Genomic DNA, 26,693 nt, shown 5'->3' with positions numbered 1-26,693 from the left:
CAAGTTGAGCAAAGGACCGGACATGCGCGAACACCATATAAAAAGAGGTGACGTCACTCTTTATGCACGAGAGGACGGAAACCTCGACGCTTCGGCACCGACCATCGTTTTTGCAAACTCGCTCGGGACGGACATGCGGCTTTGGGATGCGATACTTCCCCTGCTGCCAGAGGGATTGCGAATTGTGCGGATGGACAAGCGCGGCCACGGCAAATCGGACTGCCCGCCCGCCCCTTATACGATGGGAATGCTCGTCAGCGATGCCGAAGCGATTTGCGACGCGCTCAACGTCCGCGATGCGCTTTTCGTCGGACTTTCGATCGGCGGCATGATCGCGCAGGGCCTTGCGGTCAAGCGGCTCGACATCATCAGATCGCTTGTCATTTCGAACACCGCCGCAAAGATCGGAAGCCCCAAACTTTGGCAGGACCGTATCGACGCCGTTCGCACCAAGGGTATTGAATCGATTGCCGATAATGTCATGGAGCGCTGGTTCGCAAAGGACTTTGCCAAGAGCGAAGCGGTCAAACCCTGGCGTCAGCTTCTGGTCGACACCCCCGTAGAAGGCTACACAGGCTGCTGCGCTGCAATTTCAGGAACGGATTTCTATACGCCCACGTCCGGACTTCGGCTCCCCACCCTCGGGATTGCAGGATCGGAAGACGGATCGACTCCGCCCGATCTCGTGCGCGAGACAGTCGAACTCATTCCCGGGTCCCAGTTCAAAATCATCCGCAAAGCGGGGCATCTCCCTTGCGTCGAGAAACCGCAGGAATACGCCGATCTTCTGATCGAATTCATGAAGGCAACGGGCCATGTCTGAGATCATTCTTGTTCACGGGTCCTGCCACGGAGCGTGGTGCTGGCGCGATGTGATCCCCGAGCTCGAGGCGCTCGGACACGATGTCACCGCCATCGACCTACCCTCGCACGGCGATGACACGACTCCGGTCGAGACCGTAACGCTGGATCTCTATGCCGAAGCGATCGTCAAAGCGATCAAGGGCAAGGCAGTGCTGGTGGGGCATTCGATGGGCGGCTATCCGATCACTGCAGCCGCCGAGCTTGCCCCCGAAAAGGTTGAGCGGCTGATCTATCTTTGCGCCTATGTCCCTCGCGAGGGAATGGGCCTTGCCGACATGCGCCGCGCCGCGCCGCGACAACCGCTCCTCGAAGCGGTCGTTGTGGACGAAGCCCGTATCAGCTTTACGGTCAACCCCGAGATGGCGGTGGAAAAATTCTATCACGACGTCGCCCCTGAAACGGCGGCTTGGGCAATCTCCAACCTCTGCCCGCAAGCGATCCTTCCGCAAGAAACCGCTCTGGAACTTCGGAACAGTCCGAGCATCGCACGCAATTATATCCGCTGTTTGTACGACGGGGCGATCCCGACCGAGTTTCAATTCACGATGACAGAAGGCTGGCCCGACGGGACCGTGGTCGATATGGCGACCTCCCATTCGCCGTTCTTCTCCGATCCCAAAGGGGTCGCGGCTCATATTCACAGCTTTACGAAAGGCTAGGGAATGGCTGCTTCACTCTTTGACAGTGCGATTTACCGCGACCTCATGCTCGACAGAGAGTTCGGTGCCCTTTTCACGGATAGCGCCGAAGTGCGGGCCCTGATGATCGTCGAGGGAGCGCTCGCCAAGGCGCAAGGCGAAGTCGGCCTTATCCCCGAGGAAAGCGCAAAGGCGATCCACCGCGCCTCGCTCGAGCTTCAGATCGACCCGGCGGGGCTTTCGCCCGAAACGGGGAACAACGCGGTCGTGATCCCCGCTCTCGTTTCGGCCTTCCGCTCGCTGATGCAAGCGCCCGAACATGCCCAATGGCTTCACTATGGTGCCACGTCACAGGACATTATCGACACTGGCCAAGCACTTCGGCTGCGCCAAATGCTGGTCCTAGCCGAGGAGCGACTCAAGAAAATCATAAAAGCGTTGGGCACATTGGCGGACCAACATGCCGAAACCCCGATGGCGGGGCGCACCTATGGCCAAGTGGCGACGCCGACCTCGTTCGGCGCCATGGCCGCAAGTTGGGGTGTCCCCCTCGCCAACCTGCTCGAAGAGCTTCCTGCACTTCGCTCGCGCGTTCTCAAGGTGAGCCTCGGCGGTGCCGCAGGCACGCTGTCCGCTCTCGAGGACAAAGGCGCGGCAACCCGCTCAGCGCTGGCCAAAGGACTCGGCCTTGCCGATACGGGCGAAAGCTGGCACGCGATGCGCGATGGTGTCGCCGCCCTTGCTGCTTGGATGACACAAGTCACCGCACAAACCGCCAAAATGGGCGAGGATCTCACCTTGATGACCCAATCGGGCATTTCCGAGGTGATCCTTCCTTCGGCGGGTGGCTCTTCAACCATGCCGCAGAAGCAAAATCCCGTCATGCCGTCCGTGCTCGTGGCGATCGCGCGCACGATGGTCGGGCTCAACTCTGTGGTTCAAGGCGCAGCGATCCACCGACAGCAACGCGACGGCGCGGCCTGGATTTCAGAATGGATGACACTGCCGCAAATGTGTATGGCCTTTGGCCGTGCTCTCGCCATTGCGGGTGACCTTGCCGAAGGCATGACGCCACGCGTCGAAACGCTTGCGGCGCATATCGACGATGGAACCGGCCTTATCTATGCCGAAGCGCTGTCTTTCCGTTTGGCCAAAACGATGCCGCGCCCCGAGGCACAAGCCGCCGTCAAAGCGCTGTGCAAAGAGGTGATCGCGGGGGAAGGTTCCCTTGCCGATCTCGCGCCTCGTATGTGGCCCCAGGCGGACCTTGTCGGGGTTTTCGCTCCCGAAAGCCAGCTTGGGCTTGCCCCGATGGAAGCGCGTCAATTCGCAGAGCGTGCAAAAGCACTTACGCACTAGACCTCTTGGTCAACCCTTCGCCCTTCGCGGCAAACTAGGACTTCATATGAACAAGCGCCTGCCTGTTACCTTTATTCTGATCACGATGTTGCTCGACTCGATGGGTGTGGGGCTGATCTTCCCTGTGATGCCTGACCTGATCCGCGAGGTACATGGCGGCGACATCAGCAACGCCGCGATTTGGGGCGGTGTTTTGGCCACGGTCTTTGCCGCGATGCAGTTCCTTTTCGGCCCTCTGCTCGGTTCTATCTCGGACCGCTTCGGACGGCGCCCTGTCCTGCTCTTGGCGCTTGGGGCGATGGCAATCGATTATCTCGTGATGGCACAGGCTTGGACCATCTGGCTCCTACTTTTGGGCCGCATGATCGGCGGCATCACCGCGGCCACACATGCCACCGCGACAGCCTATATGGCCGACATCTCGAAACCCGAGGACAAGGCAGCGAATTTCGGGCTTATCGGCGCAGCCTTCGGGATGGGATTTGTTCTCGGACCACTGCTCGGCGGATTGCTTGGACAATGGGGGACAAGAGCGCCGTTTTACGCCGCCGCACTTCTGGCCATCCTCAATTTCGGCTTGGGCTACTTTGCGCTACCTGAAACCGTGACAGACCGCATTCGGCGTCCCTTCTCGTTCAAACGCGCCAATCCGATCGGCGCCTTGATGTCGGTCGGACATTTGCCCGGCCTCAAACTTCTTCTTTCGATTTCATTCGTCTACGGTATCGCCTTTTTCGTCTATCCTGCGATCTGGGCCTATTTTGCAGCGCTGCAATTCGGCTGGTCCCCCGCGATGATCGGCGTTTCGCTTGCCAGTTTCGGTGTGTCGATGGCGATCGTTCAAGCCGTCCTCATGCGGCCCATTCTCAGATTGATGGGGGAAAGGAATGCTGTCATCGGCGGTTTGCTTCTTGATGCTGTTGTCTTTGCGGCGCTCGGGTTTGTGGAAAGCGGAACCCTTGCGCTGATCATGATCCCGATCACCGCGCTCGGCTCCGTGGTCGGCCCCGCACTCCAAGCGATCATGTCCCGCACTGCGCGCGACGATCAGCAAGGCGAGCTTCAGGGGACTCTGGCCTCGATCAACGCAGTTGGCATGATTATTGCCCCATTCATCCTGACCCAAATCTTCTGGTATTTCACATCAGACTTGACACCAATGTACTTGCCCGGCGCACCGTTTATCCTTTCTGCTGCATTGGTCCTGATCTGTGCGCTCTTGTTTCTCCGCCACCCCTACGAGAAACTCGAGGCAGAAAATCGCTGATCCGGCAAAAGTTTGCCCCTGACCGCTTTACGGGAAAATACCTGGCAGTACATTGAACCGAGTTCAGACCAAGGAACCTGAGTTGCCGACACCGACCCATACCCGCCGCATGGCTCTTCGAGACAAGCTTATTCTTATTGCCGAAGCCCGTATCGTTTTGGGCGGCCCCGAGGCGCTGCGCGCAAGAGAACTGGCCAAGGATGCAGGCTGCGCGGTCGGCGCGATCTATAACTCGGTCAAGGATATGGGTGAACTTGTTCACGCCGTGAACGAGCGGACTTTCGTCAAACTCATCAGCACGATTGCCGAATGCAACGATGTGGATGCTCTTGAAGAGCTCACCAATATGGCCAAGGCCTATCATCGGTTTGTCCAGAGCAATAGAAGCCTTTGGCGCGTTCTCTTCACCACACCCGATCCGGCCTACAAGGATTGGTATCAGGCGATCTTCGACCAACTCCAGACACATTTCGAGACGACCCTCGAACGTATCCAGCCGAATATGGATGCCCAGAAACGGTCCCAACTGGCGCGCGCGACCTTTGCGGCGATCCATGGAATCGTGCTCTTGAACTATGACGAAGCCCTATCGGGTATGCCCCCCGGACAGGTGGACCGCTTGCTCGTCCTCACCGTCAAGCAACTGGCCAGCAAATAGCGCACCGCGACCAACTGACCGCATTGCAGGCGCAATAATATTTCCCTACCGTCTTATCTGGAGATCGGGGCCCTAGGCTGGGCGCCCGACAGGGAGACTTCGCCTTTGGCCTTTCCTTGGGGTCGATGTGTGCAAATAGGGAGACGAGGATGAACCCGAGCATCTATGACACCGCGCTCGATATGAACGCGGCGAATTATGCGGCGCTGACACCGCTGAGTTTTGTCGAGCGGACAGCCGCGATTTACCCCGAATATACGGCCGTGGTTTACGGCGACGTGCGCCGGACTTGGGGCGAGACCTATGCGCGGATTTGCAAATTCGCTTCTGCCCTGTCCAAGCGCGGGATCACCAAGAACGACACCGTTTCGGTCATTTCGGCAAACCTTCCCGAGATGTTCGAAGCGCATTTCGCAGTCCCCATGGCGGGGGCGGTTCTCAACACGATCAACACCCGTCTCGACGCCGAAGCGATTGCATTTATCCTCGCCCATGCGGAAGCAAAGGTCTTGCTCGTCGATCCCGAATTTTCCGAAGTTGCGGAACGCGCGCTCCACATGAGCGGGCTGGAAGATGTGCTTGTGATCGACATCGAAGACAGCACGTTCGACGGCGGGAAACGCGTCGGGTCAAAGACCTATGCCGATCTGCTCGCCGAAGGCGATGCCGACTTTGTTTGGACCCCGCCTGCCAGCGAATGGGACGCCATCAGCCTCAACTATACCTCGGGGACCACGGGCAACCCCAAGGGGGTGGTTTACCACCACCGTGGCGCCGCGCTGAATGCGCTCTCGAACATCACGACATGGGGCATGGCGCAGCATTCTCGCTATCTCTGGACCTTGCCCATGTTCCATTGCAACGGCTGGTGTTTTCCTTGGACCATTGCCGCAAATGCGGGCGTCTGCGTCTGTCTGAGGGCGGTGCGTGCAGAGCCGATCTTCCAACTGATCCGCGATGAAAAGGTAACCCATTTCTGCGGCGCGCCGATCGTGCTCAATATGCTTGCCAACTCGCCCGACGAACTCAAGGACTTCAGTCACGAAGTGAAGGTCATGACGGCGGGCGCCTCCCCGCCTGCTGCGGTGATCGCAAAGATGGAAGCCATGGGGGTCGAAGTCACCCACGTCTATGGCCTTACGGAAACTTATGGTCCTTCTGTGGTTTGTGCATGGAAAGACGTCTGGAACGGCGAAAGCGCCGATCGCAAGGCGACGCTCAAGGCGCGCCAAGGGGTCAAAAACGTGGCGCTTGACGGTCTAATGGTTGCGGACCCCGAAACGCTCGAACCTGTCCCTTCGGACGGCAAAACCATGGGCGAGATTTTCATGCGCGGCAACAACGTGATGAAAGGCTATCTCAAGAATCCTTCTGCCACCCAGAAATCGTTCAACGGCGGCTGGTTCGCCTCGGGTGACTTGGGCGTCATGCACCCCGACGGCTATATCGAGCTCAAGGACCGCTCGAAGGACATCATCATTTCAGGCGGCGAAAACATCTCGTCGATCGAGGTCGAGGATGTGCTCTATAAACACCCCGCCGTGATGGAAGCCGCAGTTGTTGCAAAGCCCGACGAAAAATGGGGCGAGACCCCTTGCGCCTTTGTCGATCTCAAACCGAACTCCGAGGCAACGGCCGAAGACATCATCGAATACTGCCGCCAGAATATGGCGCGTTTCAAGGTGCCCAAGACCGTGATCTTCGGACCCTTGCCCAAGACCTCGACAGGCAAGATCCAGAAATTTGTGCTTCGGGATCGTGCCAAGACCGAAGGGTAACAAGGAAAAGCCACCGCAGGCAGAGCGCTCGCGGTGGCTTTTGCTGTGTGGTCCCGCCGGTCAGCTACGGGCGTTGAATTTCGCATCCATGTCATTGATCGCTTTGACATTGCTGGCGCTCGAGCCTGCTTCGTCGAACGATTTGGACAGGAACGTATCCACGATTTCCTTGGCCAATTCTGCGCCGATCACACGCGCACCCATCGTGATGATTTGGGCATTGTTGGAGGTCGCAGCCTTGCCTGCCGAGTAGGTGTCGTGGGTCTGAGCCGCACGTATGCCGGGCACCTTGTTCGCTGCGATACAGACACCGATACCTGTGCCACAAACCAGGATGGCTTTGTCGAATTTGCCATCGACAACCGCAGATGCCACGTTCTCGGACAGGTTCGCGTAAAACTCTGCGCCCAAATCCGCCATTGTGAAAAACGTTACATCAAATCGGGACGCAAGGTGGTCCGCCAAAACCTTGGCAAGTCCGCCACCCGCACTGTCTCCCGCAACCGCAATTCTCATTCCCGATTTCCTTTAGATAACGGCCGCGCATTTGGCCAAAATGTCGAGATAGCCCCTGACGTCCCAAGCGGACCGCCCGATAAACAACCCGTCGATATGGGGGCATCCGATAAGCTCTTCGCAGTTTTGCGGGTTCACCGACCCCCCATAGAGACAAGGGACACGGCGCCCGAGAACCTCTTGTGCGACGGCGATGATCTCGGCCTGACGATCGTCGGCATAGTCACTGCTGGCGGGAATGCCGTTTGCGCCTATGGCCCAAACGGGTTCATAGGCCAAAAGGATCTGGGCGGTTTTTTGATCCTGCGAAAGCCTGCCCAGTGCGGCGCGCACCTGAGCGGCCAAGACATCAGTTGCACGACCGCCCTCGCGCTCTTCGAGTGTCTCCCCGATACAGATCAACGGAATAAGCCCGTGCCGCACCGCCGCTTCGACCTTGAGGCCAACCGTCTCATCCGTCTCGCCGAAAAATTCTCGTCGCTCCGAGTGCCCGATCTCGACAATATCGAGCTGACAATCCTTGAGCATCAAGGGTGACACTTCCCCTGTCCAAGCGCCTTGATCGGCCCAATGCATATTCTGCGCACCGACCTTGACGGTGGTATCGGCGAGCATCGTTTTGACCTCGCGCACCAAAGTAAAAGGCGGGATGACAAACCGCTGGATACGCGTGTCTGCGGACGCATCCGTAGACAGGAGCCCTTCAGCAAAGACCTTTGCCTCGGCAAGGGTCTTGTTCATTTTCCAGCTGGTGCCGATCCAGACTTGCGACATTCATCAAGTTCCAAACGTGTAAATTCACGTCAAAAGAACCCTGTCGCGACCACTAAGACAAGCTTAGCTCTCCTGCGGGAAAGCTTTAAAGAAACTTAACAATTGGGGAGATTTGGCGATCCCAGAAGGACTCGAACCCTCAACCTGCTGATTAGAAGTCAGCTGCTCTATCCAGTTGAGCTATGGGATCGCAAGAAAGGCAACCGAAGTCGCCTTTTGAAAATCAATGTGTCCAGGCGCCACGACGGTTGGTGGCAAAGTTTTCACCATAGCCACCAGCGCGAAGGTTCGGCTTGCGGCTGTGCGGCTCTTGAACCACGAATTCGATGCCGTTCTCGCTCGCATATTCGATCGCAGCTTCTTTGGTCTCGAACTTGAGCTTGACCTGGCTCTGGGTGTCGTCGCTCGATGTCCATCCCATCAGCGGGTCAACTTCGCGCGCGCTCGCAGGCGCAAATTCAAGCACCCAAGCCTTGGTCTTGGCGGTGCCGGACGACATAGCAGTTTTTGCAGGGCGATAGATTCGTGCACGCATGGGATGCCTCCAGTAATGACGGCTCCTTATCCCGAAAACTTGCCCAACGTGCAAGCCTTGAAGGGCAATGTCAGCTTCTGCCCTTGAATGCGAACAAAAAGAGCACAGAATGAAACCCAACCCAAGGAATCGCTCATGCACAACAATTCACCCGAACAGATGCCGATGCTTCACTCCACACCCCACCGTCGGGAAAAGTTGGAGGGGGGAAAGCGCTTTGTCATGAGAACCGAGTTTCAACCTGCGGGGGATCAGCCGACCGCGATCAAAGAACTCGCAGGGGGGATTCTTGCGGGCGAACGGGACCAAGTGCTTCTTGGAGCAACGGGAACGGGTAAAACCTTTTCGATGGCAAAGGTCATCGAAGAAACACAGCGCCCTGCCATTATCCTCGCTCCGAACAAGACCCTGGCGGCCCAGCTCTATGGCGAGTTCAAGGGTTTCTTTCCCGAAAACGCCGTCGAATATTTTGTGTCCTACTACGACTATTACCAGCCCGAAGCCTATGTGCCGCGCTCGGACACCTACATCGAGAAAGAAAGCCAGATCAACGAACAGATCGACCGTATGCGCCACTCGGCGACGCGGGCGCTCTTGGAACGGGACGATGTGATCATCGTCGCTTCGGTATCTTGTATCTATGGTATCGGATCGGTCGAAACCTATTCGGCGATGACCCAGGATTTGTTCACTGGCAAGCTTTATGACCAGCGACAGGTGATCGCCGACCTTGTCGCCCAGCAATATCGCCGCAACGACCAAGCCTTCCAGCGCGGTTGTTTCCGCGTGCGCGGGGATAGTCTCGAGGTCTGGCCTGCCCACCTCGAGGACCGCGCATGGCGGCTGTCCTTTTTTGGAGAAGAGCTGGAAGGGATCATCGAATTCGACCCGCTGACAGGGCAGAAAACCGATACTTTCGAGAAGGTAAGAATTTACGCCAACAGTCACTATGTGACGCCGCGCCCGACGATGAACCAGGCGATCAAAGGCATCAAAGAAGAGCTGCATGTGCGGCTCAAGCAATTGGTCGACGAAGGCAAACTTCTCGAAGCGCAGCGTCTGGAACAGCGCACCAACTTTGATCTCGAGATGCTCGAAGCCACGGGCGTTTGCAACGGGATCGAGAACTATTCACGCTATCTCACGGGGCGTGCCCCCGGCGAACCGCCGCCCACGCTTTTTGAATTCATACCCGATAATGCGATCGTCTTTGCCGATGAAAGCCACGTGTCGGTGCCGCAGATCGGTGCCATGTACAAGGGCGACTATCGGCGCAAGTTTACGCTGGCCGAACACGGGTTCCGCCTTCCCTCCTGTATGGACAACCGTCCTCTCAAGTTCGAGGAATGGGACGCTATGCGCCCGCAGTCGGTTTTCGTTTCGGCCACACCTGCGGCTTGGGAGCTCGAGCAAACAGGGGGCGTTTTCACCGAGCAGATCATCCGCCCGACGGGGCTTCTCGATCCGGTCGTCGAAATTCGCCCCGTGGAAATGCAGGTGGATGACCTCCTTGACGAAGTGAGACGCGTCTCGGCTCGGGGCTTCCGCACTCTGGTCACGACCCTGACCAAGCGGATGGCGGAGGACCTTACCGAGTATATGTATGAACAAGGGATCAAGGTCCGCTACATGCACTCCGACATCGACACCATCGAGCGGATCGAAATCCTGCGAGATTTGCGGCTCGGTGCTTTTGACGTGCTCGTCGGGATCAACCTCTTGCGCGAGGGTCTCGATATACCCGAATGCGGATTGGTTGCGATCCTCGACGCCGACAAAGAAGGCTTCCTTCGCTCGGAAACATCACTGGTCCAGACGATCGGCCGCGCCGCGCGTAACGCCGAAGGCCGCGTGATCATGTATGCCGACCGTATCACGGGTTCTATGGAGCGCGCGCTCAAAGAAACCGAACGCCGCCGCACGCGTCAGATGGCCTATAACGAGGAACACGGGATCACCCCCGCCACCGTGAAAAAGAACGTCGAGGATATCCTTGCCGGTCTTTATAAAGGCGATGTGGATATGAACCGCGTCACCGCCAAAGTGGACAAACCACTCCATGGCGGCAATCTCGAAGCGGTTCTCGATGGTCTTCGCAATGACATGCGCAAAGCAGCCGAGAACCTCGAGTTCGAAGAAGCTGCGCGCCTGCGGGACGAGATCAAGCGCCTGGAGACGGTCGATCTCGTTATCTCGGACGATCCTCTTGCACGGCAATATGCCGTGGAAAAGGCAGTCGACGAGGCCAAATCAGCCAGCGGTCGTTCCACTGCGGGCCGAGCAGGTCAGCGCGGTGGCAACAAACGCAGCAAGCGCCACTAGGCCAAGGCTTTGTTCGCCGCTTCGCGGATCGCGCGGATGTTTTCGCCATAGGGCGCGGGGTTCGAAACGGAACCGCCACGGAAGACAGCGGACCCCGCCACGAGAACGTCCGCGCCCGCTGCCGCAACCAAGGGCGCCGTGGTCGGGTCGACGCCGCCATCGATCTCGATATGGATCGGACGATCTCCGATCATAGCGCGGAGTTTGCGCACCTTTTCGACCTGGGAATGGATGAATTTCTGTCCGCCGAAGCCGGGGTTCACGGTCATCACACAGACCATGTCGACCATATCGAGAAGATATTCGACCTCTTCGGCGCGGGTTGCGGGATTGAGCGCGACACCAGCCTTGGCCCCTGCACCGCGGATCGCCTGGAGCGTGCGGTGGATGTGGGGTCCTGCCTCGACGTGAGCGGTAATAAAATCGGCGCCCGACGCGGCAAAGGCTTCGATGTAAGGATCAACCGGCGCAATCATCAGGTGCACATCCATCACGCCCTTGATGTGGGGACGGATCGCAGAACAGGTCGCGGGGCCAAAGGTGATATTGGGCACAAAATGCCCGTCCATGACGTCGACGTGAACCCAATCGCAGCCCTGTGCCTCGATCGCCTGACATTCGGCGCCGAAATTGGCAAAATCCGCAGAAAGGATCGAAGGGGCAATCTTGATGGTGCGGTCGAATTGCATCGCGTAGCTTCCTTTTTGAGCGTTTGTGCCGCCTTTATAGTCCAAATCGTCCAAGGTCACTATGAACCTTGAACCTGCGTCACTATTGTCACGTTGCATTTGCAAACTCTATGCTATGACTCGCCTATGAAGTGTATTGATCTCCTCTCTCGTGATGTTTTGCGTGATGGCGCCGCCTATCACATGGCGCGATCGTCCCTTGAACAACGGCGCGCCAAAGCGCTTCATTCCCAAGATTTTTACGAGTTGATCTGGGTCCAAAACGGGGAAATGCGCCTGACCCTTGGCAACGAGAAAATCGATCTCGACGAGGGCAAGGTCGTCTTTGTGCGTGCGGGGGAACCCCATGCCCTTCATGCGCGCGCCGAGGATACCTTTGTGGTCTCGGTCACGTTTTCGGCCGAACTGATCCGCAACATCGGAGAGCGTCACGACGCGCTTGCAGGACGGTTTTTCTGGTCGACCGCGCCGTTGCCCCATGTCGCGCATCGCGACATCCGCGAACTGGCCGCACTCAACAAACAAGCCTTGCGACTTGAACGTGTTGCGCGCTCCGCGCTCGAGGCCGAAGCCTTTTTACTTCCGCTTTGCGCAGAGCTCGTCGCAGAAGCGCAGAAGCGCAGCAGACGCGCGAGGAAGCGCCGGACTGGTTGGTCATGGCCTGCGCCGCTGCGCATAATCCCGAAGTTTTCCGCGAAGGTGCAGCAGGATTTGTCGCCGTTACGGGCCGTGCACATGCCCATGTGAGCCGCACAGCCAAGGCGATCCTGGGTCAGACCCCTTCTGAATATATCAACAAAATCAGGATGGAATACGCGGGCCGCCGTTTGGCAGGGACCACCGATCAACTTGCCGAAATCGCGGCAGATTGCGGGATTCCCAACCTAAGCCATTTCCATAAATGCTTTTCGAGCCATTTCGGGATTACCCCGCACCAGTTCCGGCTCAAAATGCAAAAGAACGTGCTTCAGCCAAGCTGATCATTTCTTGCTGAAAAACCTGCGAAGCCGCGACTTCTTCTCGGCATACTCGGCCTCGACCTCGTCCCAGCGGTTTCCCGCAGAGGTAAGGGCGGGATCAACGGTGCGCTCGACGAATTGGCGCCACATCGCGCGGACCATGAGAAAAGCGATCAGCAGGAAGACGAAGAAGAAAATGTTGAACCATGGAATGATCCGCACATCGGGGCTGTCGACAGGGCGGATGCTGATCGCGTTGGGATAGATTGAAATATAGCGGTTCCGCCAGCCGTAATGGGTGATCACAACCCAGCGCGGGTTTGTCGCTTGGGAAATGTTGTCAGAGGCCTCGGCCTGAAGATCCGAGCTGTCGAACTTGAAATAAGGCGGCCAGATCCAACCCGTATCCTCGTTGCGATACACCATCGTTTCTTCGCCGCCCGTTTTGTAGAACCCAAAGAAAAGAGTGTTCTTGCGGACGGTGTTGATCAGACGAAGATCGCGCGTGGTCTGTTCGGCATTGCCTGAATCGCCATTGGCGTAAAAGACCTTGTTCCAACCGCTAAGATCCTGACGGATGATTTCGGTGGAATTGATCCGCACGACATCATGCTGGGGGAGCGTATAGTGCAAAAACGCTCCAAAAATCACAAAGAGCACGATGCGGATGATGGACTTGATACTCGGCATGGCGCCCTCAGTTCGTCAAATATTGGATCACCGCGATTGCAGCGATAGGAACGATATAAACCAACAGAACGAGCCGCTTGCGTATGCTGCCCGCATATTCGCCCATTCCGCGTTCGATATAGTCGCTCCGCTCGGACGGATCACCCCCGTCAGGGTGATTTTCCGCCCAGTCCTCTTCAAGATTTTCCCTGCGGACCGAGCGGAAGTAGACCGAAAGAGAAACATAGATCACACTCAGAGCGAGGAACCCGAAGAGTACCAGCCTGATGAATGACATCATGTATCTCCGCGCTGGGGCTCTTCGGTTGTCTCTTCGGTGTCCTCTTCGGGCTCCTTGACCAATTCGTCAGCCAGAATTTGCGCAAGCGGACGATCGGCGGCGACGGCCTCTTCGCTGTAGATCAGGTCGGGATCGACGCGCGTGGCTTCAAGCTCTTCCCCGCGCGAGGCGTAATCCTCGCCTTCAAGACGGATAGAATCGGCCTTGGTGCGGACAACGACCTTGGTCCCGTTGGGCACCATTTCGAACAGATGGATGATGTCGTGGTTGAACATGCGGATACAGCCCGCAGACCCCGAGTTCCCGATCGATGCAAGATCATTGGTCCCGTGGATCCGGTACATCGTGTCCTTGCCTCCGCGATAGAGATAGAGAGCGCGTGCGCCCAGCGGGCTACGCAATCCCCCCGGAATGCCACGTGCGAAGGGTCCGTAGACCTCGGGTTCGGTCCGAAGCATATTTTCGGTCGGAATCCAACCGGGCCATTCCTCTTTGCGACGGATCACGGTTGTCCCGCGCATGGATCGGCCCTGACGACCAACAGCAATCGGGTAACGGATCGCGGTGCCGTCGTCCTCGATGAAATAAAGGAATTTAGCGTAGGGATCGACCTCGATCGTGCCCGGCTTCTCGTCGCCCGAATAGAGAACGATCGTGCGGCGGTTCGGCTCTTCGAGGTATTCACTCGGCACACCTGGAAGTGCATAGCCCTTGTCCATGATCGGACCATAACCTTCGACAAAGGTTTCGACGACGGGCTGGGTTTCTTCTACGGCCTCTTCGGTAACACAGGCCGCAAGGCTTGAAAGCAAGAGAACGGAAATAAAGGCACGCAGCGCGAGCGAGGCGCGCGGCAAATCAAACAAGGTCATGGCAGCAATCCAAAAGTCTTCTGGGCTCGTGATAGCATTTTGGCGCGAAAGCGCAAATTACTAGCGCACGATCGAGACGTTTTGTTGCACGGCAGAGTGGTTTCTGCCGTGCACTGCTGCAAAATAATCAGCCTACGACGTTGAACTCGGGGCCATAGGGGTATTTGGTGATGTCCTCGTTACCGTCTTTGGTGATGACGAGGATATCGTGCTCGCGGTAGCCGCCTGCACCGGGCTGGCCTTCGGCGATGGTGAGCATCGGCTCCATCGAAATGACCATGCCTTCTTCGAGGACGGTGTCGATATCTTCGCGAAGTTCGAGGCCCGCTTCACGGCCATAGTAGTGCGACAAGACGCCGAACGAATGGCCGTAGCCGAAAGTGCGATACTGCAAAAGCTGACGCTCTTCGAAGAAGTCGTTGATCTTGGCAGTAATTTCCGCACAGCTTGCACCGGGCTTGAGAAGCGACATGCCGTATTCATGCGCTGCAACGTTAGCTTCCCAGATCTTGAGGCTCGCGGCATCGACCTCTTTGACGAACAACGTCCGCTCGAGCGCGGTATAGTATCCCGAGATCATCGGGAAGGTGTTCAAGCTCAGGATATCACCCACTTCGAGAGCACGCGCCGTCACGGGGTTATGTGCGCCGTCGGTGTTGATCCCCGACTGGAACCAGACCCAGGTATCGCGGTATTCGGCATCGGGAAAGCGTTTGGCGATTTCAAGTTCCATGGCATCGCGACCTGCCATGGCGACATCGATCTCACGGGCGCCGACCTTGATGGCCTCGCGGATTGCAAAGCCACCGACGTCGGCAACAGCCGCGCCTGCGCGGATAAGTTCGATTTCGGCGGCGGATTTGCGCATCCGCTGTTCCATCGTTGCAGGTGCGATATCCAAGCTGCTCTTGGGTGCGAGGAAATGATCCAGCTTCTGGCTTTGGAGCAGCGTGAGATGATCCGCCTCATAGCCGATCACAGCGCCTGTTCCCGTGATATCACGGATCGTGCGCCAGTAGTTGTCACGCTGCCAGTCCGTATAGGTGATGTTATCACCATAGCAGCGGCGCCAAGGCTGAGCCGCGTCGATCCCTGCGCTGATGGTAACGGCCTGACCTGCCGTTACGACATAGGCATAGGGACGGCCGAACGAGCAATACAGAAAACCCGAGTAATAGGCGACGTTGTGCATGGACGTGAGCACAACCGCATCCACCCCTTTTTCCGCCATGATTTTACGGAGTCCGGTAACACGGGCTTCGTATTCTGATTCTGCAAAAGGAAGAATACGGTCGCCCTGATGGAAACGATAAGACTGGGGACGTGCTGTCATTTTAGACCTCATTTTTCGCAGAGGTCCCACCGGACCTCCAAAAGAAGATCCCGGCGTTCAGGAGACTGCGGGACAAACCCGCGAGATAGGAATGACCTGTGGCGACGCCATCGCCACGCTCTCGTGAGAAGATATGGCAAGAGTTCGACACAAATTCCAGAAGATTTTGAAGAACGAAAGGATAGAGTTCCAAATTGTCGAAAAGCTGCCTTTTGAACATGCGGCCATGCGCCCGCAAACGCATAGAAGCTTGCATTCTGCGCTCGGATCATGCCCTTTGACTGCAAAGACAAACGGAGGGAGCACCATGTCGATCTGGTCCGAACTTTTCAGCTTTGAGCCACCTTCCGACGATACACCCGAACTGCCCCCAAGGGCGCCCGAAGGCTTTGTTCGGGTCTATTTCTTCTCTGGCGTGTTTGCGACAGAGGACGAGCTTGTTGCCTATTGCTTTGGCGACAATGACGATGCCGACAGCCCAACCCCGCTGACACGCGCCCTTCCCGGAGCCTATATCGACACGTCGTATCTGGTTACGGGATACCAAGACCAAGTTGGGGATGTTCTCTCGGATTTCTTTTCACCCGAACAGGTCGACGCACTCCAGTCGCATATGGGGCCCGACAATAGCGTGGTGATCATGTCCGAATATGCGTTCGGCGGATTTCCTTTTTCACTCGGCGATACCGAAAACCTGCGCTTTCACGGTGCCTTTTTAATCAAGGCACCAGAGCCGCTCTAGTCGAGCAGAGCCCGCATCAGTGCGCTTTGGGGATCGGCAAGCCCGTCGATCACATCGAAATGATGCCGCCCCTGCTCGACCACAAGAGCGGCATTCCATTCGGTTGCGAGCCGCGTCGCCTGCTCGACGAAAACGGGCCGTTCGTCTGCGCCGACCCAGACCGTGACGGGCACGTCATGCTTGCCAAGATTGATCGGGCTTTGCGCCGCCGCTTCCTCCGCATCAATCCGCAAATCCGCATTCATCGACGTGCGCATCAAGGGGGCAAGGTCCGCAACGGGCGAGATCGGCATAACTTTGGCAATCCGAGAGACCCAAGGTTCGTCGATATCCGAAGCGATCATCCGTGCCACAAGTTGCCCACCGGCTGAATGCCCGACAAGCCGGATCGGACCGGAGACCTGATCCGCAATCACGCCAATTGCGGCTTTGACCTGTGCCACGATTTCGCTGATCCGCACCTTCGGGCAAAGATCATAGGAGGGCATCGCAACCGCCCATCCGTGTTCAAGCGCTCCGTTGGCAAAATGCGACCAGTATTTGCGATCAAAACGAAGCCAATATCCGCCGTGGACGAAGATGACGACACCCTTGGGTGCTCCAGCAGGTTGGAACAAATCAAACGCGCAACGCTCGCTCTCGGCGTAGGGCACGTCAAGCGCGGCGGGATGGGTGCTCCGAAATGCCAAAGCTTCGGCAAGCCATCTTTCGGGGTAATCAACGCCGCCCGGAATATAGGCTGCGTTGGCAAATGCGTCGTCGAGTTCCATCATTCTTTCCATTCAGACTAGACCTAGGGTCGGTGCCGTGTATCTATATGATCAAATTTGGCGGAGGATACCATGTCCAGCAAAAGCACCAATCTCAAATCTCTTCTCAAGAACCCTGACCTGTTGACCGAATTCGCTTTCGCGGGCGGCGAATGGGTCAGCTCGGCATCGGGGAAAACGTTCGAAGTGACCAACCCCGCACGCGGTGACGTCATTGCGAATGTGGCGGATCTCAGCCGCGAAGAAGTGGCCAAAACGATTGATGTTGCCCACAGCGCCCAGAAGGAATGGGCCGCCCGCACCGGCAAGCAACGCGCCGCGGTCTTGCGTAAATGGTATGATCTTATGATCGAAAATCAGGAAGATCTTGCCATCATCATGACTGCCGAGCAGGGTAAGCCTCTTGCCGAAAGTCGTGGCGAGATCGCCTATGGCGCGAGCTATGTCGAGTGGTTCGGCGAAGAGGCCAAGCGCGTTTACGGCGAAACCATCCCCGGTCATATGCCCGACAAGCGTATTACCGTCATCAAACAGCCCATCGGGGTTGCCGCCGGTATCACACCGTGGAATTTCCCCAATGCGATGATCGCCCGCAAAGTCGCCCCTGCTCTCGCGGCGGGTTGCTCTTTTGTGATCCGACCCGCCTCTCAAACGCCGCTCTCGGCTCTGGCGATGGCAAAGCTTGCCGAGCAGGCAGGCGTGCCCAAAGGCGTATTTTCCGTCGTGACCTCCTCGGATGCCTCGGGCGTGGGCAAAGAATTCTGCGAGAACCACAAGGTGCGCAAACTCACCTTTACAGGGTCGACCGAAGTGGGCCGTATCCTTTTGCGCCAAGCCGCCGATCAGGTGATGAAATGTTCGATGGAACTGGGCGGTAACGCACCCTTTATTGTGTTCGACGACGCCGACCTCGATGCAGCGGTCCAAGGTGCCATTGCCTGCAAATTCCGCAACAACGGGCAAACCTGCGTCTGTGCCAACCGTATCTACGTGCAAGCAGGTGTTTATGACGCTTTTTCGGCCAAGCTGAAGATCGCGGTCGAGGCTCTCAAGGTGGGTGACGGGCTTGAAGCAGGCACCGATCTTGGTCCTTTGATCGAGCCTTCGGCCATCGCCAAGGTCCAAGACCATCTTGCGGATGCTGTGGCCAAGGGCGGCAAGGTCCTCACCGGGGGCGCGATGTCGAACGAAGGCTCGCAATTCTTCCTCCCGACGATTGTCTGCGACGCCACCCAAGACATGAAGGTCGCCAAGGAAGAAACCTTTGGTCCCTTTGCACCACTCTTCAAGTTCGAGACAGTGGATGACGTGATCGAGATGGCCAATGACACGATCTTTGGTCTTGCATCTTACTTCTTTGCCAAAGACATGAGCCGTGTGATCAAGGTTCAGGAAGCACTTGAATACGGGATGGTGGGTGTCAACACGGGCATCATTTCGACCGAAGTCGCGCCCTTTGGCGGGGTCAAACAATCCGGCCTTGGCCGCGAAGGAAGCCGCCACGGGATCGAGGATTACCTCGAGATGAAATACATCTGCACCCAAGTTTGATCATCAGGGCGCGGGTTCACCAAGTGCAATCCGCGCCATCGACCTTCTTTCGAGCCGAGAGGACTTATTCCAGCTCGGCTGCGGGAATCAGGGGATGGAACATCCCGCCCGACGTCACGCCGAACATCTCTCCTTTGATCTCGCCGACATCGACCAGCCGATAGAACGACTTGCGATCGATCAACGCCTCGAGATTGCGCCGCACGAGGATATAGGGCGACGGCTCGCCCGTTTCGGGATCACGGTTCACGCGGATCGGATGGTCGGGTCCTGCCACGACTTTGTCGTCGACATTCGTCACAAATTCCAATCCGTCTTCGACAGGATTGAAGTCAACCGCAACGAATGGCGCGTCCTCTACGCGGATACCGACTTTTTCAACAGGCGTGACAAGAAAATAGTCCTCACCGTCCTTTCGAATGATCGTCGAAAACAGTTTGACCATCGCAGGACGCCCAATCGGCGTGCCGAGATAGAACCAAGTTCCATCGCGCTTGATCTCCATGTCGATGTCCCCACAGAACGGCGGATTCCACTTTTCGACAGGGGGCAGACCCTTTTTTGAGGCAGCTTGCGCCGCCGAGACCAGACTTTCCGCCGATGGCGTCACAATCTTTTGTGTGTCCATGATTTCCCCATTGGGTTCGTCCGCTATATCTGTTGTTCTAAGTAGATAGTGCTTCGAGGGAGAAATGTCATGGCAGCACCCGCAGACTTGGTCGCAGAGATCGAAACTTTCGGCGACAAGCTTGGTGCGGCGCGCGACAGCATTGCCAAGCGCTTTATCGGGCAAGAGCGGGTCGTCGAGTTGACGCTGATGGCGCTTGTCTCGGGAGGTCACGCGCTCTTGGTCGGTTTGCCGGGTTTGGGCAAGACACGCCTTGTCGAGGCGCTGTCCACGGTCATGGGACTCGATGGCAACCGAATTCAATTTACCCCCGACCTCATGCCTGCGGATATTCTGGGCTCCGAGGTGCTTGAGACCGCTGCCGACGGCAGACGCGCGTTTCGCTTTATCGAAGGTCCGATTTTCTGTCAGCTCTTGATGGCCGACGAAATCAACCGTGCAAGCCCGCGGACGCAATCCGCCCTGCTCCAAGCGATGCAGGAACACGAAGTGACGATTGCGGGGCAACACCGCAAGCTCGGCACCCCGTTTCATGTCCTTGCAACGCAGAACCCGCTTGAACAGGAAGGCACATATCCGCTCCCAGAAGCGCAGCTTGACCGCTTTCTCCTCCAAATCGACGTGCCCTACCCGACGCGCGAGGTTGAAAAGCAAATCCTACTAGCGACCACTGGAACCGACGACCACGAGGTCAGCCCGATCTTTTCGGCGGGCGATCTGATCAAGGCCCAAACGCTCCTGCGCCGTATGCCCGTTGGAGAGGGCGTGGTAGAATGCATTCTCGATCTGGTCCGTGCGTGTCGCCCCGATGACGATGCTCCCGCTCTCATCCGCGACAACATCAGTTGGGGTCCCGGCCCGAGGGCGTCTCAGGCTTTGATGCTGGCGTCTCGCGCTCAGGCACTTCTCGATGGACGTCTTGCACCTTCTGTCGAGGACGTGCGCCGTTTAGCAAAGCCGGTGCTCAGTCACCGGATGGCGCTTGGCTTTGCGGCGCGTGCGCGCGGCGCGGATCTTGGCCGCATCATCGACGACGTTGCAACCCAGATCACCAAGGTCGAGGCCGCCGCGTGACACTCCCGCTTCGCACTCGGGCGGAAGAGGTCGCAGCCAGATTTCCGCCGCTCTTGGTCAGGGCCGAGACACTCGCCTCGAGTGTGATCATGGGCGAGCATGGTCGCCGACGTGCAGGAATGGGCGAGAACTTCTGGCAGTATCGCCCCGCGACGGCACAAGACGATGCACGTCACATAGATTGGCGTCGGTCTGCCCGCTCGGATGCGTCGTTCGTCCAAGATAAGGAATGGCAGATCGCACAGACCGTTTCTCTCTGGGTGGATCAAAGCGCGTCGCTTGACTTTGCGAGCGGCACGCAACTCGAGACTAAATTACAGCGCGCCCGTTTGATCGGCCTTGCAAGCGCGATCCTGATGCTTCGCGCGGGCGAGCGTGTCGGCCTTGTTGCGCCCCACATTCCGGCAAAGCGAGGGAGCGAGCAGATCCTCCGTTTGACGAGCGCACTTTCAGAAACGCTGGCCGACAGCGCGCTCCGCACAGAGCATTTCGCGCCGCACGCCCGAGCGATTTTCATCAGTGATTTTCTCTCGGACCTCGAGGCTGTGGAAACGGCCCTGACCAAGGCTGCAAGCCTTGGAGTGACCGGACTTTTGCTTCAGGTTCTCGACCCTGCAGAAGAGACATTTCCGTTTGGCGGCAGGACGATTTTCGAAAGCGTTGACAAGCGTCTCGAATTCGAAACGCTGCGCGCCAAAGACCTTCGTCCCGCCTATCTCGAACGTTTGGCCGAGCGGAAAGACAGGCTCCAAAAGTTGGCCCAGCGCTCGGGCTGGCACTATCAAGTCCACCATACGGATCAAAGCTCGACCCAAGCGCTCTTGTCCGTTTATGCCGCGTTGGAGAGACAGCGCTGATGTGGTCTCTCGGTCCGATTGGCTTCACCTCGCCGCTTTTGCTTTGGGCGCTCGCGCTTTTGCCGGTTATCGTTTACCTGCTCCGAGCCGTGCCGCCCGCACCGATCCGACGCAAGTTCCCCGGGATTGTTCTTCTGCTCGGGCTCAAGGACAAAGAAAGCCAGACCGACACCACGCCATGGTGGCTTTTGCTTCTGAGACTCTTGGCGGTCGCTGCGGTCATCATCGGATTTGCGGGGCCCATTCTCAATCCGCGAGACCAAAGTGTTTCGACCTCGGAACGGCTGTTGATCGTGATGGACGCAAGCTGGGGCGCTGCGCAGGACTGGGACAATGCCAAAGCCATGGCCGAGGCGATTTTAGAGCAAGCTGCGCGCGATGAGGCTTTGACCGCGCTCGTTTCGCTCACCAAAGCTTCGTCAGAACCGACTTTTGTCTCGCCGCAGATCAATTCCGCTCTACTCGACAGCATTGCCCCCCAAGCTTGGGAACCGCATGAAGACGACTATCTCGCGCTGGCGGAATCCCTCCCACAGGAGTCGTTTGACACGATTTGGCTCTCGGACGGACTGGAGCGCTCTGGTCGCGAAGCGTTGCTCGACGCATTGCGCTCAAAGGGTCGGGTCAGTGTTGCGACACCCGCTTCGCCGATTTTGGCGCTCAGGCCTGCCGAACTGCGCGACGGCACCATTTCAGTTACGGCTTTGCGTTCGGCGAATGTGACCCCAGAGGCCCGCATCCGCGCACTGGGCCTCGATCCTGCAGGCATCGAACGTGTGTTGCAAGAACAGCCCCTCTCCTTTGAAGCGGGCGCCTTGATGGCGACTGCCGCATTCGATCTACCCCCAGAGCTTCGAAACAGACTGACCCGTTTTGATATCGCCGATGTCGCCTCGGCGGGCGCCGTTTCATTAACAGGGGACGCGTTGCGCCGCAGAGAGGTAGCTCTTGTCGACACGGGCGCAAGTCAAGAGGGTCTCGAGCTTCTGTCTCCTTTCCATTACCTCCGCGAAGCTCTCGCGCCTTCTGCCGATATTCTGAGTGGTCCGCTGGAACAGCTCCTTCTTGCCAATCCCGATGTGATTGCCCTTGCTGATGTGGCAGCCCTTCCCCCTATCCAGAACGCAGAACTTACGACTTGGGTAGAGAACGGTGGTCTGCTCTTGCGCTTTGCAGGGCCGAACCTTGCGATCGCGGATCGCCTGCGTGACGAAGCAAACGCGCTTTTGCCAGTGCAGCTTCGCACGGGCGGTCGAACGCTCGGCGGGGCAATGAGTTGGGGCGAGCCAAAGGCGCTTGCGCCTTTCAAAGAAGACAGCCCGTTCTTTGGTTTGACCATTCCTGAAGACGTGAGCGTCAGCACACAGGTCCTTGCACAGCCAAGCCCCGAACTCGCTGGCCGTGTGATTGCGGAGTTGTCGGACGGCACCCCTCTTGTGACGCGCAAGACGTTGGGGCTTGGACAAGTGGTTCTATTTCACGTGACCGCCAATGCAGAATGGTCCAGCCTTCCGCTATCGGGACTTTTCGTCCAGATGCTGGAACGTCTCGCTCTTGCTTCGGGCAACCGTGCACAGCTTATCCAAGATCTCGAAGCTTCGACATGGTCTCCGACACAAATCATGGATGGCTTCGGCGCATTGACCTCGGTCGACACGCTTGCAAGCGTCGAAGGTTCAACGATCGCCAGCGGCCGGATCGGTGCAGATCTCGCCCCGGGGATTTATCAGGCGAACGAGCAAACAATCGCGCTGAACGCCGTGGCCGAAGATCGCATTCTCGCAGCCGCGACATGGCCCTCGGATGTGGTCAGGATCGGGCAGGAGGCGACCGAGACCAAAGACCTTAAAGGCGCACTGTTGACTGGTGCTCTGGTGCTTGCTCTGATCGACATCATTGCCGCGCTTGGGCTGACGGGGCGATTGCGCGTTGCGCAAATTCTCGTCTTCTCCATCGCAATTGGAGTGCTCTCGCATGGCGCTCAGGCTCAGGACGACAGCTTTGCGCTTGAAGCGACCGAGAACGTTGTGCTCGCCCATGTGCTCACGGGCGATGACGATCTCGACGCGCGCGCCGAAGCGGGTCTACTCGGGCTTTCTCAAGCGCTGTTCCGCCGCACATCGGTCGAGCCTGCCGCGCCGATGGGTGTGAACCTTGAAACCGACGAAATAGCGCTCTTTCCTTTTCTCTATTGGCCGATCAGTCCGGATCAGCCCATTCCCTCGCAAGAGGCCTATGCCAAGCTCAATCTCTATCTACAACGTGGCGGGCTGATCCTCTTCGACACCCGCGATGCAGATCGTGCGGGTTTTGGAGGCGGCACGCCCGAAGGACAAAAGCTCCGCCGCATTGCGATCGGTTTGGATATTCCTCCGCTCGAACCGATACCGCAGGACCATGTGCTATCGCGCACCTTTTACCTTCTCCAAGCCTATCCCGGACGCTTCGACAGTCTGGATATCTGGGTCGAGGCCGCGCAGGCGAATGCCGAGCAAATCGAAGGTCTGCCGTTCCGCATTCTCAACGACGGTGTGACGCCTGTGGTGATCGGCGGCAATGATTGGGCTTCGGCTTGGGCGGTCGATGAAATCGGGAACAGGCTCTATCCCGTCGGGCGCGGCATGGCGGGCGAACAACAGCGTGAATACGCCTATCGCTTCGGGATCAATCTTATCATGCATGTTTTGACGGGCAATTATAAGTCGGATCAGGTGCACGTCCCCGCGCTTCTTGATAGGTTGGGCCAATGAGCAACTCGCTAATCTTTGATCCGCTGATCAGCTGGCCTTTGCTCTGGACCCTTGCTGCGGTTGCGGCAGTCTTTGTGGTCTTCGCAGCCTACAAGCGCCTAAACGGTTGGTGGCTGCGCGCGCTCGCGGCTTTGGTGCTTGTTGCTGCACTCGCCAATATTTCGATCCAGTCAGAAGACCGTGTTCCCCTGAGCGATATCGTCATCGCCGTTGTAGATGACACATCAAGCCAAAGCCTCTCTGACAGGCCGGACCAAACCCAAGTAGCGCTTGACCACATTCGGTCGCAGATCGCAGAACGCCCGAACACCGAGCTTCGGGTCGTTCGGCTTGAGGACGGCGAGAACGACAGCGGCACAGCTCTCTTGACCGCTCTGAGCGAAGCCTTGGGTCAAGAACCGAGTGGCCGCGTTGCAGGTGTCGTTCTGATCACCGACGGAATTGCCCATGACCTCGGGGTTGCGCCGCCATTGCCCGCGCCCTTGCACCTTTTGCTGACGGGACAGGAAACCGACTGGGACCGTCGGCTGATCATCCGCAATGCGCCGAGCTTTGCGATCCTTGGCGAACAGGTATCGCTCACACTCCGGATCGAGGACCAAGGCAAAGCGCCGGATGCGTCAACAACCGTCCCGCTTTCCATTACGATCGACGGTGGGCAACGGCTCGATTTCCAGGTGCCCATCGCGCAAGACATCGAGATTCCTCTGTCGCTGCCTCATGGCGGAATCAATGTGCTCCAGTTCGAAACGCCTTTGACCCAAGGCGAGCTTACGAATCGCAATAATTCTGCGGTGGTCCAGATCAACGGCGTGCGCGACAGGCTGCGGGTTCTTTTGGTTTCGGGCGAACCCTATGCAGGCGAGCGCACATGGCGCAATCTTCTCAAGTCGGACTCGAGTGTCGACCTTGTCCATTTCACCATTTTGCGGCCGCCTGAAAAACAGGACGGTGTGCCTGTGAACGAGATGTCGCTTATTGCTTTTCCGACACGTGAATTGTTCATGGAAAAGATCGACGAATTCGACCTCATCGTCTTTGACCGTTATCGCAGGCGCGGAATCCTTCCCACGAGCTATATCGCCAATATCGCCGATTATGTGCTCAAGGGGGGTGCTGTTCTTGTGGCTGCAGGACCCGAATTCGGAAGTGCGGAAAGCATTTTCCGCTCGCCGCTCGGCGACATTCTCCCCGGCGCACCCAGTGCTCGTATCTTCGAACGCGGCTTTGTGCCCGAGATCACTGAACTGGGCGCCAAACACCCCGTAACCGAAGGTTTGGCGGATCTGGATTTCGCACCGACCGAAGATGGCGGGATGCCCACTTGGGGCCGCTGGTTGCGCCAGATCGAGGTCGCTGCAGCACAGGACGCCGAGGTCATCATGTCGGGCGTCGATCAAAGCCCGCTCCTGCTCCTTGATCGGGTGGGCGAGGGCCGCGTTGCTCTGCTTGCCTCCGATCAGGCTTGGCTTTGGGATCGCGGTTTCGAGGGTGGCGGCCCACAACAAGAGCTTCTTCGTCGGCTTGCGCATTGGATGATGAAAGAGCCCGAACTCGAGGAAGAAGCGCTCTGGCTTGAAGCCATCGGCGAGACCATCACCGTGATCCGCAGAACACTCAGAACCGAAGTCCCCAGCGTCACCGTCACCGGCCCCGATGGGGCGGCGACCGAAATCGAACTGAACCAGGTGACACCAGGGCGGTTCGAGGCGCGGTTCGAGGCGCCAATGATGGGGCTTTACACGTTTGAACAGGGGGACAAAGAGGCGGTCATCGCTATCGGACCTGCGGCCCCCAAAGAGTTCGAAAACACCATTGCAACAGGGGATTTGCTCGAACCTATTGTCGATGCCAAACGTGGCGGTATCTTTCGCATCGAAGACACACTCCCCGATGTCCGAGCGGTTCAATCCGATCGTCCTGCGGCAGGGCGCGGCTGGATCGGCATTACACCGCGAGAGGCGTATCGCGCCACGACGGTTTCCATCGCGTCACTCGTTCCCACATGGCTCTTGTTGCTCATGGCGGCAGGCATGTTGCTCGGCGCGTGGCTGAGGGAAGGTCGCCGTTAGCCTTCGAATTTGCGCAGCAGGATTTCGCGCGGCACCGAGTTGAACTCTCTTCGCCAAAGGACAAAGGTCACGGCCGCCGTGGCGATAAGCAACGCGCCTGCCCCGCCAATCCACGCCAAAGTGCCCAAGGCGAAATACATCGAGCGCAAGCCGCGCGTGAAATTGGTCGAGGCGCGGATATTCAGGTCCGCCGCTTGAAGCGCCTTGTGTTCCTCTTTGGCATCGGCAATCGGGCCGACCGCCCCCATGACAACGGCCGCATAGCCAAAGAGCCTATGTGCCCAGACAAAGCGCAGAAAAGCAAAGACCAGAAAGAATGACACAAGCAACAGCTTGAGTTGCCAGATGAATTCAGGGGTCGATCCGATATCGGTGAATTCTTCCGCCACACCGCGCAAGGGATCGACGTTCCCCACAAGTGCGAGCACACCGCCGATCGCAAGGATCGAGGTCGACGCAAAGAAGGACGTCCCTTGGCGCAAATGTCCGATCATTTGAGCGTCGAAAATGCGGTTATCGCGGCGCAGGAATTCGATCATCCAAAGCCTGCGATAGTCGGCCATGATGACCGAAACAGAGGGGCGCTTGGAGCTGGGATGTTCGATCCGCCAACCAATACCCGCCCAAGCCAGAAGAACCGCAACGCCTGCGATCCAGTCCAGCGGTTCCAACAACAAAAGGTGCTCGATCAGATTCATGGGCTCACTCTACGATG

26 protein-coding genes and 1 tRNA gene are annotated in these 26,693 nt (G+C 57.8%); 15 read left to right on the top strand and 12 right to left on the bottom strand.

What is annotated here, in order from left to right:
• Positions 1-22: 22 nt before the first annotated feature.
• From pcaD to QQG91_RS01570, 6 genes are all read left to right on the top strand, one after another.
• On the top strand, positions 23-823 hold the full coding sequence (gene pcaD, locus QQG91_RS01595) for a 3-oxoadipate enol-lactonase (RefSeq protein ID WP_285771237.1): 801 nt from the start codon (positions 23-25) through the stop codon (positions 821-823).
• Positions 816-1,523, top strand: coding sequence for an alpha/beta fold hydrolase (locus QQG91_RS01590; protein WP_285771236.1), 708 nt, complete (start codon positions 816-818; stop codon positions 1,521-1,523). Before pcaD ends, QQG91_RS01590 begins: the two co-directional genes overlap by 8 nt.
• Positions 1,524-1,526: 3 nt before the next feature.
• A complete protein-coding gene (locus tag QQG91_RS01585; RefSeq protein ID WP_285771235.1) occupies positions 1,527-2,861 on the top strand; it encodes a lyase family protein in 1,335 nt (444 codons plus the stop codon).
• Positions 2,862-2,907: 46 nt separating this feature from the next.
• A complete protein-coding gene (locus QQG91_RS01580; protein WP_285771234.1) occupies positions 2,908-4,128 on the top strand; it encodes a TCR/Tet family MFS transporter in 1,221 nt (406 codons plus the stop codon).
• 82 nt (positions 4,129-4,210) lie between these two features.
• The gene (locus QQG91_RS01575; protein WP_285771233.1) at positions 4,211-4,786 is read left to right on the top strand and encodes a TetR/AcrR family transcriptional regulator; all 576 of its coding nucleotides are present in this window, start codon (positions 4,211-4,213) and stop codon (positions 4,784-4,786) included.
• A gap of 149 nt (positions 4,787-4,935) precedes the next feature.
• Positions 4,936-6,564, top strand: a complete 1,629-nt coding sequence (locus QQG91_RS01570) for an acyl-CoA synthetase (protein WP_285771232.1) — start codon at positions 4,936-4,938, stop codon at positions 6,562-6,564.
• A 60-nt stretch (positions 6,565-6,624) separates the two neighbouring features.
• On the opposite strand, the gene QQG91_RS01565 is transcribed toward QQG91_RS01570, so the two are convergent.
• From QQG91_RS01565 to QQG91_RS01550, 4 genes are all read right to left on the bottom strand, one after another.
• On the bottom strand, positions 6,625-7,080 hold the full coding sequence (locus QQG91_RS01565) for an RpiB/LacA/LacB family sugar-phosphate isomerase (protein ID WP_285771231.1): 456 nt from the start codon (positions 7,078-7,080) through the stop codon (positions 6,625-6,627).
• A gap of 12 nt (positions 7,081-7,092) precedes the next feature.
• A complete protein-coding gene (locus QQG91_RS01560; protein ID WP_285771230.1) occupies positions 7,093-7,854 on the bottom strand; it encodes a triose-phosphate isomerase in 762 nt (253 codons plus the stop codon).
• A gap of 113 nt (positions 7,855-7,967) precedes the next feature.
• Positions 7,968-8,044, bottom strand: a tRNA-Arg gene (locus QQG91_RS01555).
• A 33-nt stretch (positions 8,045-8,077) separates the two neighbouring features.
• Positions 8,078-8,389 (bottom strand): ETC complex I subunit, encoded by a 312-nt coding sequence (locus QQG91_RS01550; RefSeq protein ID WP_285771229.1) that lies wholly within the window; start codon positions 8,387-8,389, stop codon positions 8,078-8,080.
• 135 nt (positions 8,390-8,524) lie between these two features.
• Here QQG91_RS01550 and uvrB point away from each other — a divergent pair, with 135 nt between their 5' ends.
• A complete protein-coding gene (gene uvrB, locus QQG91_RS01545) occupies positions 8,525-10,711 on the top strand; it encodes an excinuclease ABC subunit UvrB (protein ID WP_285771228.1) in 2,187 nt (728 codons plus the stop codon).
• Here the strand turns inward: uvrB and rpe are convergent.
• Positions 10,708-11,400, bottom strand: a complete 693-nt coding sequence (rpe, locus tag QQG91_RS01540; RefSeq protein WP_285771227.1) for a ribulose-phosphate 3-epimerase — start codon at positions 11,398-11,400, stop codon at positions 10,708-10,710. The two genes, uvrB and rpe, sit on opposite strands and share 4 nt — an antisense overlap.
• Before the next feature lie 126 nt (positions 11,401-11,526).
• On the opposite strand from rpe, the gene QQG91_RS01535 reads away from it, so the two are divergent.
• Positions 11,527-12,147 carry a cupin domain-containing protein gene (locus QQG91_RS01535; protein ID WP_285771226.1) on the top strand — a complete coding sequence of 207 codons (621 nt, stop codon included), beginning with the start codon at positions 11,527-11,529 and terminating at the stop codon, positions 12,145-12,147.
• On the top strand, positions 12,057-12,380 hold the full coding sequence (locus QQG91_RS01530; protein ID WP_285771225.1) for a helix-turn-helix transcriptional regulator: 324 nt from the start codon (positions 12,057-12,059) through the stop codon (positions 12,378-12,380). Before QQG91_RS01535 ends, QQG91_RS01530 begins: the two co-directional genes overlap by 91 nt.
• Here QQG91_RS01530 and QQG91_RS01525 read toward each other — a convergent pair whose 3' ends face one another.
• The 4 genes from QQG91_RS01525 to QQG91_RS01510 all read right to left on the bottom strand — a co-directional run bounded on the left by QQG91_RS01525 (position 12,381) and on the right by QQG91_RS01510 (position 15,534).
• Entirely contained in the window at positions 12,381-13,049 is a 669-nt protein-coding gene (locus QQG91_RS01525) for a DUF1523 family protein (RefSeq protein ID WP_285771224.1), read from the bottom strand.
• Between the two features lie 7 nt (positions 13,050-13,056).
• Complete coding sequence (locus QQG91_RS01520) at positions 13,057-13,326, bottom strand: hypothetical protein (RefSeq protein ID WP_285771223.1); 270 nt, start codon at positions 13,324-13,326, stop codon at positions 13,057-13,059.
• The gene (locus QQG91_RS01515; protein WP_285771222.1) at positions 13,326-14,201 is read right to left on the bottom strand and encodes a L,D-transpeptidase; all 876 of its coding nucleotides are present in this window, start codon (positions 14,199-14,201) and stop codon (positions 13,326-13,328) included. The genes QQG91_RS01520 and QQG91_RS01515 overlap by 1 nt, the downstream gene beginning before the upstream one ends.
• Before the next feature lie 127 nt (positions 14,202-14,328).
• Positions 14,329-15,534, bottom strand: a complete 1,206-nt coding sequence (locus QQG91_RS01510) for an aminopeptidase P family protein (RefSeq protein WP_285771221.1) — start codon at positions 15,532-15,534, stop codon at positions 14,329-14,331.
• Between the two features lie 307 nt (positions 15,535-15,841).
• Here QQG91_RS01510 and QQG91_RS01505 point away from each other — a divergent pair, with 307 nt between their 5' ends.
• A complete protein-coding gene (locus tag QQG91_RS01505) occupies positions 15,842-16,276 on the top strand; it encodes a hypothetical protein (protein ID WP_285771220.1) in 435 nt (144 codons plus the stop codon).
• On the opposite strand, the gene QQG91_RS01500 is transcribed toward QQG91_RS01505, so the two are convergent.
• A complete protein-coding gene (locus QQG91_RS01500) occupies positions 16,273-17,046 on the bottom strand; it encodes a hormone-sensitive lipase (RefSeq protein WP_285771219.1) in 774 nt (257 codons plus the stop codon). The genes QQG91_RS01505 and QQG91_RS01500 overlap by 4 nt on opposite strands.
• Before the next feature lie 72 nt (positions 17,047-17,118).
• Here QQG91_RS01500 and QQG91_RS01495 point away from each other — a divergent pair, with 72 nt between their 5' ends.
• Positions 17,119-18,597, top strand: a complete 1,479-nt coding sequence (locus QQG91_RS01495; RefSeq protein WP_285771218.1) for an NAD-dependent succinate-semialdehyde dehydrogenase — start codon at positions 17,119-17,121, stop codon at positions 18,595-18,597.
• A 64-nt stretch (positions 18,598-18,661) separates the two neighbouring features.
• Here QQG91_RS01495 and QQG91_RS01490 read toward each other — a convergent pair whose 3' ends face one another.
• Positions 18,662-19,225, bottom strand: coding sequence for a DUF1285 domain-containing protein (locus QQG91_RS01490; protein WP_285771217.1), 564 nt, complete (start codon positions 19,223-19,225; stop codon positions 18,662-18,664).
• 69 nt (positions 19,226-19,294) lie between these two features.
• Here QQG91_RS01490 and QQG91_RS01485 point away from each other — a divergent pair, with 69 nt between their 5' ends.
• The 4 genes from QQG91_RS01485 to QQG91_RS01470 are packed head-to-tail and all read left to right on the top strand — an operon-like array spanning position 19,295 to position 25,978.
• Positions 19,295-20,299, top strand: a complete 1,005-nt coding sequence (locus tag QQG91_RS01485; protein WP_285771216.1) for an AAA family ATPase — start codon at positions 19,295-19,297, stop codon at positions 20,297-20,299.
• The gene (locus QQG91_RS01480; RefSeq protein WP_285771215.1) at positions 20,296-21,156 is read left to right on the top strand and encodes a DUF58 domain-containing protein; all 861 of its coding nucleotides are present in this window, start codon (positions 20,296-20,298) and stop codon (positions 21,154-21,156) included. The genes QQG91_RS01485 and QQG91_RS01480 overlap by 4 nt, the downstream gene beginning before the upstream one ends.
• Complete coding sequence (locus QQG91_RS01475; protein ID WP_285771214.1) at positions 21,156-23,906, top strand: DUF4159 domain-containing protein; 2,751 nt, start codon at positions 21,156-21,158, stop codon at positions 23,904-23,906. The genes QQG91_RS01480 and QQG91_RS01475 overlap by 1 nt, the downstream gene beginning before the upstream one ends.
• Entirely contained in the window at positions 23,903-25,978 is a 2,076-nt protein-coding gene (locus tag QQG91_RS01470) for a hypothetical protein (RefSeq protein ID WP_285771213.1), read from the top strand. The genes QQG91_RS01475 and QQG91_RS01470 overlap by 4 nt, the downstream gene beginning before the upstream one ends.
• On the opposite strand, the gene QQG91_RS01465 is transcribed toward QQG91_RS01470, so the two are convergent.
• Positions 25,975-26,676 carry a DUF599 domain-containing protein gene (locus QQG91_RS01465; protein WP_285771212.1) on the bottom strand — a complete coding sequence of 234 codons (702 nt, stop codon included), beginning with the start codon at positions 26,674-26,676 and terminating at the stop codon, positions 25,975-25,977. The genes QQG91_RS01470 and QQG91_RS01465 overlap by 4 nt on opposite strands.
• Between the last annotated feature and the right edge of the window lie 17 nt (positions 26,677-26,693).

Origin of the sequence: Marivivens sp. LCG002 (assembly GCF_030264275.1) — a bacterium.
Taxonomy (GTDB): domain Bacteria; phylum Pseudomonadota; class Alphaproteobacteria; order Rhodobacterales; family Rhodobacteraceae; genus Marivivens.
Note: the sequence above shows the minus strand (reverse complement) of the source record. Positions and strands in the feature narration are given on the sequence as shown.